General features: G+C 72.6%; 12 protein-coding genes and 1 pseudogene. 5 read left to right on the top strand and 8 right to left on the bottom strand.

Features of this window, described 5'->3' with window-relative positions:
• Positions 1-5: 5 nt before the first annotated feature.
• Both DER29_RS15760 and DER29_RS15755 read right to left on the bottom strand, forming a co-directional pair.
• Positions 6-863 (bottom strand): DUF4132 domain-containing protein, encoded by an 858-nt coding sequence (locus DER29_RS15760; RefSeq protein ID WP_121398015.1) that lies wholly within the window; start codon positions 861-863, stop codon positions 6-8.
• A 359-nt stretch (positions 864-1,222) separates the two neighbouring features.
• Positions 1,223-1,672, bottom strand: a complete 450-nt coding sequence (locus DER29_RS15755) for a MarR family winged helix-turn-helix transcriptional regulator (protein WP_121398014.1) — start codon at positions 1,670-1,672, stop codon at positions 1,223-1,225.
• An 80-nt stretch (positions 1,673-1,752) separates the two neighbouring features.
• On the opposite strand from DER29_RS15755, the gene DER29_RS15750 reads away from it, so the two are divergent.
• Positions 1,753-2,163, top strand: a complete 411-nt coding sequence (locus DER29_RS15750) for a nuclear transport factor 2 family protein (RefSeq protein WP_158619029.1) — start codon at positions 1,753-1,755, stop codon at positions 2,161-2,163.
• A gap of 160 nt (positions 2,164-2,323) precedes the next feature.
• A complete protein-coding gene (locus DER29_RS15745; RefSeq protein ID WP_121398012.1) occupies positions 2,324-3,046 on the top strand; it encodes a VOC family protein in 723 nt (240 codons plus the stop codon).
• A gap of 92 nt (positions 3,047-3,138) precedes the next feature.
• On the opposite strand, the pseudogene DER29_RS15740 reads toward DER29_RS15745, so the two are convergent.
• The 3 genes and pseudogenes from DER29_RS15740 to DER29_RS15730 all read right to left on the bottom strand — a co-directional run bounded on the left by DER29_RS15740 (position 3,139) and on the right by DER29_RS15730 (position 6,451).
• Positions 3,139-4,472, bottom strand: a pseudogene (locus DER29_RS15740) (GNAT family N-acetyltransferase).
• Positions 4,473-4,686: 214 nt separating this feature from the next.
• Complete coding sequence (locus tag DER29_RS15735; protein WP_121398011.1) at positions 4,687-4,983, bottom strand: hypothetical protein; 297 nt, start codon at positions 4,981-4,983, stop codon at positions 4,687-4,689.
• A 133-nt stretch (positions 4,984-5,116) separates the two neighbouring features.
• A complete protein-coding gene (locus DER29_RS15730) occupies positions 5,117-6,451 on the bottom strand; it encodes a M35 family metallo-endopeptidase (RefSeq protein ID WP_121398010.1) in 1,335 nt (444 codons plus the stop codon).
• Between the two features lie 254 nt (positions 6,452-6,705).
• On the opposite strand from DER29_RS15730, the gene DER29_RS15725 reads away from it, so the two are divergent.
• From DER29_RS15725 to DER29_RS15715, 3 genes are all read left to right on the top strand, one after another.
• Complete coding sequence (locus DER29_RS15725) at positions 6,706-6,903, top strand: helix-turn-helix transcriptional regulator (protein WP_370040075.1); 198 nt, start codon at positions 6,706-6,708, stop codon at positions 6,901-6,903.
• Positions 6,893-7,321 (top strand): hypothetical protein, encoded by a 429-nt coding sequence (locus DER29_RS15720; RefSeq protein ID WP_121398009.1) that lies wholly within the window; start codon positions 6,893-6,895, stop codon positions 7,319-7,321. Before DER29_RS15725 ends, DER29_RS15720 begins: the two co-directional genes overlap by 11 nt.
• A gap of 174 nt (positions 7,322-7,495) precedes the next feature.
• Entirely contained in the window at positions 7,496-8,539 is a 1,044-nt protein-coding gene (locus DER29_RS15715; RefSeq protein WP_148710060.1) for a hypothetical protein, read from the top strand.
• Positions 8,540-8,629: 90 nt separating this feature from the next.
• Here DER29_RS15715 and DER29_RS15710 read toward each other — a convergent pair whose 3' ends face one another.
• From DER29_RS15710 to DER29_RS15700, 3 genes are read right to left on the bottom strand one after another with little or no spacing between them, the layout of a single operon-like run.
• Positions 8,630-9,094, bottom strand: a complete 465-nt coding sequence (locus DER29_RS15710) for a hypothetical protein (protein ID WP_121399263.1) — start codon at positions 9,092-9,094, stop codon at positions 8,630-8,632.
• On the bottom strand, positions 9,069-9,707 hold the full coding sequence (locus DER29_RS15705; protein ID WP_121398007.1) for an RNA polymerase sigma factor: 639 nt from the start codon (positions 9,705-9,707) through the stop codon (positions 9,069-9,071). Before DER29_RS15705 ends, DER29_RS15710 begins: the two co-directional genes overlap by 26 nt.
• A 31-nt stretch (positions 9,708-9,738) precedes the next feature.
• On the bottom strand, positions 9,739-11,049 hold the full coding sequence (locus DER29_RS15700) for a S8/S53 family peptidase (protein ID WP_233599828.1): 1,311 nt from the start codon (positions 11,047-11,049) through the stop codon (positions 9,739-9,741).
• Between the last annotated feature and the right edge of the window lie 60 nt (positions 11,050-11,109).

The following is an 11,109-nucleotide window of genomic DNA, read 5'->3' as shown; positions in this document are numbered from 1 at the left end:
CCCGGTCACGCCTTCTTCCCCGTTCCGGTCACGGCGCCGGACAGGGCCGTCGCCATCCGCATTCCTTCCGACCAGGCCACCGGCCCGACCTCGGTCAACCGCAACGTCGGCCCGTCCACCACCGACCAGGAGAGGTTGCCCAGGGTCGCCTCCGAGTCCCAGTAGTCCTCGTCGAACCACAGGGCGGCCTCGACCGTGCGGCCGGCCTCCCAGACCCGGCACTTGACCTGCGAGCCGGAGACCCGGAAGCCGCGCGTGGCGGCCCGGGCGGCGAGCCGGTTCGGCACGGCGGTGCCGCGGAAGTCGGTGATGGTCGTGTCGCGCTGTTTCAGGTCGTCGGGTCTGCCCCAGGTGCCCCGGTGCAGTTGCTCGATCCGCTGGGAGACGTCCAGTTCGTCGGCGAACTCGCGCAGGTCGGCCAGCTCGGGCAGGCGCACCGGATGGGGCAGCGTGGCGCTGACCGGCGAGAGCCGGACGGTCTCCCCGTCGAGGTTGACCACGCGCAGGTCGCCGGTGTCGGTGACGTCGCGCAGGAAGCCCGGCGCGGCCGGGTCGTCCCCGAGCACCACGAGGTCGCGCAACGCGTCCTGCCAGGCCGGGTCCGGCCAGACCCGGGCCAGCAGCCCCGTCGGCACCGGCAGCGAGGACACCACCCAGGCGTCGACCCGGGCCAGGCACTCCGCGGCGTGCCGGTCGAGCCACTGGGCGAGCTGGCGCAGCCGGTCGACCTCCGGGTCGTCCCGCAGCGCCTTCGGCAGAGTCTTCAGCGGACGGCCGCCGGCCCGCGGGCCGATGGACCGGGCCGCCACCTTTCCGTCCACGAGAGAGACCTCGTACGAGTCCCCCACCGGTAGCCAGCCCATCAGGAATACCCTCCGCAGTGGCAGAACAGCCAGATTTCGTGAGGAATCGGCCGTGATCGACAACGAGGGCACGCTAACAGTAGTGACCGACACGACAGCGACCCATCGGCCGGTCAGCCGAACCGGCGTCGGCGGGACGAGAGGACGCGATCCGCGGAAGTCGCAGGTCCGGCCGGTCCGAGCGCGCTGCGGACGGTCGGTCGCGGTCCCGGCGGGAGAGCAGTTGATGATCTAGGTCACACCGGGACCGTCGGCGGCCGCAGTCGGCCCCGGCCCGGCGGTGGGCATGGCGGTACGGGCTCAGCAGTGGCGGACCGACGACGTCGAACGGGCGACGTCGCGGCCCTACGGGCGGCTGATCACGATGTCGGTGCGCCGCCGTGATGGTCGAGCACCTTGCCGAGCAACGCGACCAGGGCCTGCCGCTCGCTGGCCGACAGCGGGGCGAGCAGCTCCTCCTGCACGTCGTCGAGCGCGCGGTCCAGCCGCCGGAGCTGCCGGACGCCCGCCTCGGTGAGGGTGACGATGTTGCGTCGGCGGTCCGTCGGGTCGGCGCTGCGCCCGACGAAGCCCTCCCCCTCCAGCTCGGTCGCGGCCGCGACGACGTCGCTGCGGTCCATGCGGCAGCGCCGCCCCAGCTCCGCCTGGCTCGCGGGGCCGAACTCCCGCAACGCGGCGAGCACCCGGTAGTGGTAGCCCCGCGCGCCGGCGGCGGCGAACCCCTGGGAGACGAACCGCCTCGCGTGCACGGCCGTCTGGGTGATGAGCCAGCTCGCCTTCGTGGCGAGACGGTCCGGTGTCGGTTCCACGGGTGACCATGCTAACAGGACGTTGGTGGCGCCAACGATCTGCCTTACCGTTGGTCGCGCCAACGATATGGAGGATCGAGATGTCACACGTGACCGACCGCGTCGAGATCGCCGAACTGGTCGCCAGACTCGCGCGGGCGCTGGACGAGCGGCGCTTCGAGGACCTGCGGGCCGTCTACGCCCCGGACGCCGAGACCAGCAGCCCGCGCGGGGCCCTGCGCGGCATCGACGAAATCGTCGACGTCGTGCGGCGGACCAGCCCGGAGGAGGAGTTGACCCAGCACTTCAACACCGACGTGGTGGTGGATCTCGACGGCGACCACGCCGAGGTCGGCACCCATCAGCTCGTGTACTTCTTCCACCGGGGCGCGGCGCCGCACCGGACCGCCGGCGTCCAGGCCCACTACACCGCCGCACGTACGCCGACCGGCTGGCGATTCGCGCGGGCCCGGATCTCCCCGCTCTGGCAGCAGGTCCCGTCATCCTCGTGAATCGGCGCCATTCGCCGACGGCGGCGAGGTGACCGGCGGGCCCGGCGGCGTCGAATACTCGGCTGCGGACGCCGCCGGCCCGCCCTTAGGCTCCCGACCTACGCGCCGGCAAGGCGTCCTGTCGACAGCGGTCACACCGCCGATCGGAGATGCGCAGAATATGACGTGTCAACTGTTCGCGCTCAGCTTCGATGCGAACCACCCTCCGCGCCTCGCCCGGTTCTGGTCCGGGGTCCTGGGCTGGGACATGGCCGACGAACCACCCGACGGTGTCGCGCTGCTGCCCAGTGACGACACCGGGTTCCGGCTCCGTTTCCTTCCGACCGAGCGGCCGAAGGTCGGCCCGAACCCGATGCACTTCGACCTGACGAGCGCATCCCTCGAGGACCAGCAGCAGACGGTGGCCAGGGCGGTGGAACTCGGCGCACGGCACATCGACGTCGGTCAGCGCCCCGAAGAGGGTCACGTGGTGCTCGCCGACCCCGAAGGCAACGAGTTCTGCGTCATCGAGCCGGGCAACAACTTCCTTGCCGACTGCGGATTCGTCGGGGCGCTGGCCTGCGACGGCTCGCAGGAGGTCGGGTACTTCTGGAGCGAAGCGCTGGGCTGGCCGCTGGTCTGGGACCAGGACCAGGAGACCGCGATCCGCTCACCGCTGGGCGGCCCGAAGATCACGTGGGGTGGCCCACCGCTGAATCCGAAGACCGGCAAGCAACGCCTGCACTTCGACCTCGCCCCGCCTGCTGACGGCGATCAGCAGACGGAGGTCGACCGGCTGCTCTCCCTGGGGGCCACCCGGATCGACATCGGCCAGGGCGAGGTCGGCTGGGTGGTCATGGCCGACCCGGACGGCAACGAGTTCTGCGTGTTACCGCCCCGGTAGCCACCCCGGCCCCGACGGCCCGGGCGTCCGGAAGGTCGGCGGCAGGTGTCAGCACAGCCGCGACCTCCGGTACGGCGGCAACCGCGCCCTGCTCAGTTGCGGGGCCAGACGCGGACCGGCACCCGAGGGAACGCCACCGTCAGGAAGTGCTCGGTGAGGCGGTCCCGCAGCAGGCAGTCCGGCCAGGCGTCCAGCACCTCGGGCAGGGTGCGGTTGCCGAGGGCGAGCTGGAGCAGAGCGCCCGGCGGGACGGCGGCGTGGGTCGCCGGGTCGGTGGCCGGGCCGACCGTGCCGCGCACTGCCGTCACCGCCGTCAGCTCGCCGTCGGTGAACATCAGCCGGGCGGCGCGGCCGTACATGTCGATGGTCAGTGTCGCCTCACGCCACCGCAGGTCGGCCGCGCGCCAACGGGCCCGCAGCAGCGGTACCAACCGGGCGAGCAGGTCGACCGGATCGCCGGTGCGGACGTACCAGCCTCTGGGCCGCCTCGGTACGCCCGGCGGGCCGAGGCGCGCCAGCGGGTGCCCGTGGTCGAGCGCGGGGCTGACCGCGACGAACGGTCGACCCGCCGCCGCCTCGTACCCTCGACCGATCCGGGCCAGGTACGCGTGCATGGCCACGGCGGCCTGCGTCCAGTCGGCGGTACGCGTACAGGCCGCCGCGAACACGGCCAGCTCGCCGGCGGCGTTGAGCCGGGCACCGTGCACCAGGTATCCACGGACTTCGGCGCCCCGCACCAGGACGGCGACGACGCGCCGGGCGAGGTCCGCCTGACGGCGTCCGGCGATCTCGTACCGCCACACCCCCGCGTCCCTCGGGCAGACCAGGCGTCGCCGTCACCGAGCCGCCGGTCGATGTCGGCGAGGGCACTCGCGTCCGCGGCGGTCGCCGAGCGCAGCGTCAGGCCGTCGGAGAGGTCGTCCGGCCCGGCCCGACCAGTGGCCGGCAGTGCGGCGGCGGGCACCGCCGGCGCGCCGCCGCTGGCGAGGGCGTAGTCATAGCCGAGCCGCCGGTAGAAGTAGGGGATCCCCTCGATGACCTCGACGGGCACGCCGCGGGACGCGTACCGCTCGTGCAGCGCGGCGAACAGCCGCTCGGTGAGCCGGTTACCGCGGTGCTCCGGCGCCGTACTGACCAGCTCGACCTGGGCCACCGGCAGGCGCACCCCGGCCACGCTCCAGTCCTGTCGGAGGCCCACGAGGCTCGCCGCCGGGCGGCCGGTCACCAGGTCCACGGCCACCAGGAAGTCGTCGGGCACGACCGAGGGATGGTCGGTCAGCAGGCTCTCGACCCAGGCGGCGATGCCGGGGTGCGGCTTCCCGCCGGTCACCCACTGCAGCTGGACCGACGCGTGCAGGGCGGCGAGTTCGGGTGCGTCGGAGGGTCGGCCGGCCCGGATCACGTAACCGTCGCTCTGCCTTGTCATGCCTTACTTTCGCACCGGAACCTCCGCCGGTGGCGTGCCGAAGCGGGCTGCGCCGGAACCACCCGCGGCGCCGCCCCCGATCGGGTCGGCGCCGCGGTGGCGTTCGGTGTCCAGGCTCGGCGGGACGGCCGGGATGGGCGTGGTCAGCGGATCCCGGCCGTCGCCCTGCGACGGGACGGCAGCGCGCGGCGGCCGCCCCTGCTCACGTGCCGGCTCAGCAGGTGGTGTTGCCGGCCGGGACCCAACCGTCCACGGACGGGTGCTCGGCGCCGTGGCCGTAGATCCAGACGTCGTCGTCGACGGCCGAGACCTGACCGTGCCAGCGGAACCCGCGCCCGGCAGTCAGGGTGAGCAGCACGTGGCCGTGCGGCTCGGCGCGCAGCCAGGTGTTCTGCCGGAGGTTGCAGACGATGCCCCACGCGTCGCTCGCCGAGGCCGGCGCGGCCACCACGGCCGTACCGGAGAAGACGACGGTCGCGACCGTCAGGGCGTGCAGAAGGCGGCGCTTCACTCGGGTCCTTTCGACTGTGGACGCTGACGGCCTCCGATTGTGGTCGATGGGTACGTCCCCGGCGTCACGGGGGGCGGCATCGAGTCGAGCACCGCCAGGCATCGCCTGGGCGGCGGCGCTCGGCGGCCGCCGCTCAGTGGAAGGAGCCGTAGAAGTCGTTCAGCACGTCGTGCACGTTGTCCCGGTCGAACTTCTCGATGCCCAGGATCAGGGCCAGCAGTTGCGCCGTGTCCTTGGGGATCTGGCACTTCGCCTCGGCGACGAGCTCGTCGAGCATCCAGTGCAGGAGCTGGGCCACGGGAGTCTGAGCGGCAAGGTCGGAGTTGATGGTGAACCGGATGGTGCCGTCCGAGTTGATCACCGTCGAGTGGTTCAGCATCTTCGGCTCGGCCCGCACCACCAGCCGCTCCTCCGCCCGCATCAGCGCCAGCATCGCCGCGTGCAGTGCCTCCATGTACGCCTTGGTCAACGGCGCGTACGCCCGGTCCTGCGGCAGGTCGGTGAGCACGAGAGCGACCGGCTTGGGCAGGTCGGTCCTGGTGAAGTCGAGGCAGGTGAAGTCGTAGGTGCGCACCCACGCACGGGTGATGCGGGACGCGAGCACGGTGTGCAGCGAGTCCGTCCGGGGCGCACTGCGGCCCCGCATGGCGGCCACCTCGGCGTCGGTGGGGAACGGGCCACCCTGGCCCAACGCCTCGTAGACGGTCTGCTCGAAGTTGGCGGCGTTCTGCAGGGCGATCTGGCCCTGCAGGTAGTAGGCGGCGTTGCGGTGGCGGTAGACGATGTCGACCGTCGGGTTGTCCGCCAGGATGTGCGTACCCTCGTGCACGAGCGTGGCGGCGAGCTCCCACAGGTGCATCGTCCCGTCGAGCGCGGAGCGACCCACGTTGATGATGGCGGTGTCGCCCTGACCGCTGGCCAGCGCGCCCATCCCGTCGGGCAGCGACAGGTTGCACACGAATCCCGACCGTCGGCCGTCGGTGCGCGTGAGCAGCGCCCGCAGGGCCGTGACCGTCTGCGCGAAACGCGCCTTGGCCACCGATGAGGTGGACCCGAACAGACGCGCGAACGCGGTGTTGACGGCGACGTGCGTGGGACTCCTGTCGTCGTTCATGACGTCGACGATCCTGGTCTTCAGTTCGTCCAGAGCGGCGGTGAGGTGGGGATTGCCGACGACGGAGGGCACGACCCCGTCGAGAGAGTCCTGCACCTCCTTGAACAGGGTGGCCGCCTGGTGCATCGTCGCGCCGCGTTCCGAGATCTGCTGCAGCCAGGTCCCGACGGCCAGGGCGGCGACCTTGTCGAGCCGGGCGGTCAACCGGTCCCGGCGCAGCCCCGCCGGCAGCGCCCGTACGACGGGGCGCAGCCGCTGCAGTTCGCAGGCCATCAGCACCCGGTAGGTCTGGAACACCTCGCGCCGGCCGAGATCGAGTGCCTTCCTGGTCGCTTCGTCGGGAAACGGGAACATGTGGAGGGCTCCTTCGCTCTGCCGGCCCGACCCGGTCGGCCGGACGCCCGCGAAGAGGTAGCACCCGAAGGGCCGTGGCAGTCAGTAGCGCGTCGGTCATCGGACAGTGAGTGGGCCGTCGCCCGCGTTCCCGGCCGGAACGTCGCCACGGGGCGTCGGTGGGGCCGGCGAGCCCTCGCCGGAGACAAGCGAGCTTGACAATCCCGGAGAGTGTCAAGCACGCTTGTCGCGACAAGTTCACTTGACATCAGGGGGTGTTCGTGAAGAACGACCTCTGCGCGCTCCGGCTGGCCACCGGGCTGTCCCAGCGCGAGCTGGCCCAGGCGCTGGGCGTCTCGCGACAGACGATCAACTCGATCGAGAACGGCCGCTACGACCCCTCCCTGCCGTTGGCCATCGCCATCGCGCGCCACTTCCACCGCACCGTCGAGGAGATCTTCCATGTCGACTGATCGGCACACGGACAAGCGCAGGGCCCTGGCTCTCGGCGTCGGCCTGGCGACCGTGGCGCTGCTGATCGCCGTGGGCCTGCTGCTGCGTGAGCACGCGCCCGGGAACATGGGAGTGGGCTTCCTCCAGGGCGCGGCGGTCGGGCTGATCGGTGTCGCGGTGATGGCGTGGCGGCTCAGCAGGCGACCGGAACGCACCACGGCCTTCGAGCGGGCGTGGTCCCAGTCGGGTGACGAGCGGGACGACGCCGTCCTCACCCGTGCCCTGGCCGTGCTCGGGCTGCTCGCGCTGCCGCTCACCGGCGTGGCGGGGATCGCGATCGGGCTCGGCGCCGCGGTCGAGATGATGCTGGCGCTGCTGATCCTGGCGGAGGTCCTGGTCGGGGCGGCCGCCTTCGCGGTCATCAACCGACGCAGTTGAGCGCACGTCCGAGCGCTGCGCGGCTTTCGCCGGCTTGACGGCAACTCCCACCATCTGACATCACCCGCCGGCGGCAGATGTATCTACTCGCATCGATCGGGCTCCGTAAGGATGTCCACCCGCCCACGCCACCACCTCGGGGCGAACGGCGATCCCCCATCATCGGGAGGAAATGTGTCTACCAGACTCGCGGGAAGAGCGCGTCGTTCGACGCTCGCCCTGCTCACCGGCGCGGCACTGGCGACGCTGTTGTCCGTCACCGCAGCCGGTGCCGCGCCACTGGCCGGCCCGGCGGACGGCCCCGCCACCGCCGCCGCGGTCGACGTGTACATGAAGGACACGGCCGCCGACGTGGGGCTCGAACCGCACGCGCTCAACCCGCTCTGGCAGAGCCCGGACATCAAGGTCTGTCACACCGCCGTCGAGTGCGCGACCAGCCAGAATCCGATCGTCGGCCAGCGGAACTACATCTTCATCAAGCTGCGCAACCCCGGCCCGTACGGCGACAGCGTGATGGAGGAGGGCACGATCTGGGTCTACCGGACCACGCCCGGCGGCGGGGCGGCCTGGCCGGGCGCGTGGACGCAGATCGGCGCGATGGCGGTGCCGGTCTACCCGGGCGTCACCTCGGTCACCATCCCGTGGGACAACGTGCCGGGCCCGGGTCACTTCTGCCTGCTGGCCCGCTGGATCTCCCCCAACGACCCGATGACCTTCGAGGGACCGGACATCGGCGTCAACACCCGTCACAACAACAACATCGCCTGGCGCAACGTGGACTCGGTGGCGGTGACCGCCGGTGGCCAGGCGCAGACGCGGCCGTTCGCCATCGGCAACACGCTGACCCGGCCGGCCCGCAGCAGCGTGGTCTTCAGCCAGACCGGGGCACCGTTCCAGGCCGCCGGTGGCCGGCTCGTCGCGGACCTCGGCCCGACCCTGTTCGAGCGCTGGGCCAAGGGCGGCAAGGCCGGCAAGGGTGTCCGCGAGGTAGGCCGCAACCAGGTCGAGATCGTCGACATCGGCCAGGCCAGCCTGGACAACCTGGAGCTCAACCCCGGTGAGCGGCTCGCCTTCTCGCTGCACTTCACGGCGACCGTGCCGACCCAGGAGAGGATCGCCGTCAACGTGACCCAGGTCGGCCCGGACACCACCGGCGCCGAGCGGGCCGACCTCGGCGGAGTGCGGTACGACATCACGGTGGCCCCGCGGGCCAAGTAGGCGCCCGCAGAGGGCAGGGACGGAGGTCGCGGACGGGGCCCGCGACCTCCGTTCCGCCCGGCCGGCCTCCGGGTTCGCTCGGTGTCCGGGTCAGCGCAGGGTGACCCAGGTGGTCGCCACCGCGTACCCGGCGGTGCGGGCGCAGAGCTGGACCGGACCGGCGGGCGGCATCCCCATCGAGAAGTAGCCGACCGCGTCCACCGGCACCTCCTCGTACGGGCCGAGGGAGGTCCGGGCGGTGACCCGCCCGCCCCGGGCCGGGGAGAGCTGCCCGACGATGCCGGTCGGGGTCACCTCGATCTCGACCACCACCGCACCGGTGCGGAACGTCAGCGTGCGCGCCGAGCCGGCGGACCGGGTGAGACCGGCCGGTTCCGGGTCGCAGGCCGAGTCGAAGGTCAGCTCGGCGAGGGCCAGTTCGGCGTCGACGGTCCGCCAGCTGAACGCGGCGAGGGCCGCGGCCAGGAACTCCTCCGGCACCGGGCCGGAGTCCCGCAGGGCGGCCCTCAACTCGGCCAGCAGGGCGTCGTCAGCGGCTGGCGGCCACGGCTCCATCCCGGTCACCTCCGCTCCCCTCGTCGCCCGGACGCGCCCTGAGGAACGGGGCGAGTGCCGGACAGTTCCGCAGCTTGTGCAGGCACCGGGCCTGGCTCGGACCGACGCTACCCACCGGCATGCCCAACCGGGCGCCGATCTCGCGGTAGCTGACCGGCGGATCGGCCATCAGCAGCGCCAGCAGGTCCCGGCAGCGCGGCGGCAACTGCGCGAACGCCTCCCGCAGCGCCTGCTGCCGCTCGGCGCGCAACAGGTCCTCGTCCGGGGTGACCGGATCCACCAGCAGACGGGCACCGACGTGCCCGTCGACCGAGTCGTCGTACGGGTCGAACGGCTGGGTCCGCCGGCCGAGGCGAAGCAGCCGGTAACACTCGCGTCGGGTGGTGGTGATCAGCCAGGCGGGCAGGGCGTTCGACTCCCGCAGCCGTCCCAGGTGCTCCACCGCACGCAGCCAGACGGTCTGGTTGACGTCCGCCGCGTCGACCTGGTCGAGTCCGTACGACCGGATCACCGAGAGCACCAGTGGGGTGTAGCGGCGCACCAACTCACCCCACGCCCGCTCGTCACCGCAGGAGGCGGCGGCGACAAGCCCGACGGTGCCGCGCTCGCTCACCGGTACGACGCCCGGGGCGCCGATGCCGGCCTCACGCGACGAGTACGCCGTAGTCGGGGTGCCAGCGCGGGCCGGCGACCAGCGCGGCTCGGGCCGCCTCCGCGCCGAGCCCGGCGCTGGTCATCAGGGCGGCCAGCCGGCCGGCGACGTGGCCGGTGGCGAACGAGGTGCCGGCCCAGGCGGCGAAGCCGTCGAAGTACCGGATCGGTTGTCCCGGCAACTGGAGCCGACCCCTGACGTAGGTGCTGGTCCGATCCCCCAGGGCGCAGGCGTCCACCCACGGTCCGTAGCTGCTGTACGGCGCCGGCACCGGGCCGGTGGAGCCGGCACTCACCGCGCCCACCGCCAGGACCCGGTCCAGGGCGGCCGGCCACGCCCGCCGGCTGGTGCCGGCATTGCCCGCCGACGCCACCACCGCCCTGCCGGGCAGCCCTGCCAACGCGTTGACCAGCGGCAACGGGGGCTGGTCGTCCTGGGTGAAGTAGCCCAACGAGAGGTTGACGACCGACACCTGCGGACCGAGCCGGCCGAGGGCGGCGACCAGCATCTCCTCGTCGCCGACGCCGGTGGCGTTCAGCGCGGCCTCGGGATCGAAACGTACGCCCGGCGCGGCCTGCCGGACCACTCCGGCGACGAAGGTGCCGTGACCACCCTGCAGCGCCAGCACGTCCGCGCCGACGTAGACCGCGTCCTCGTCGTCGACCTCGGGAAGATAGCTGCCGGCCAGCCACTGCGGATGACGGGAACCGGCCTGCCGCCAGATGCCGGTGTCGCAGATCCCCACCGTCACTCCCGCGCCCTCACCCGCGCGCGCCGGATCCGGCGCCGGCAACGCGGCGGCGACCCGGGGCGGACCGCCCGGGTTACCCATGATGTTGCCGAAGCCGAGCAGGGCGTGGTGCGGCTGGACCAGGGGCGCCGGCTGCCCGGGCCACTGCTGCGGGTCGCGGAGCCTGGTCACCACCGACGGGATGTCGGTCTCGGCGGCGAAGCGGAGCCGGGCGACCCCGCCGAAGCCGACACCCTCGGTGACCGGGTAGCCGTAGCTGCGCAGCCGGCTCACGACCCGCTGCACGTCCGGGTGAGCCACCAGCAACTGCCGGGGCCGGTAGAGGAACTCCCGGCCCTCGACGGCGTACCGGCGCAGGTCGGGGTCGGCGGCCAGGGCCTCCAGGAAGACGCGCTGGTAGGTCGCGTCGGGCGACTCGCCGGCGGCGGCCGGGCCGCCCCGCCCGACGAGACCGAGCGGCACCGCCGCGGCGGCCAGGGTGGACCAGGCCACGACCTGCCGACGGGACAACCCGGCGGGCGGGCGCGACGCGAAGGAGTCGTCAGACGGCACCGGTCCTCCAGGCGGTCGAAGATGCGTGGTCGGCGACGGGCCGGGCGGCTACGGAAGCGC

Source organism: Micromonospora sp. M71_S20, assembly GCF_003664255.1.
In the GTDB taxonomy this organism is placed as follows: domain Bacteria; phylum Actinomycetota; class Actinomycetes; order Mycobacteriales; family Micromonosporaceae; genus Micromonospora.
The sequence above is the reverse complement of the archived record's forward strand: the minus strand, read 5'-3'. Positions and strand labels throughout refer to the sequence as shown.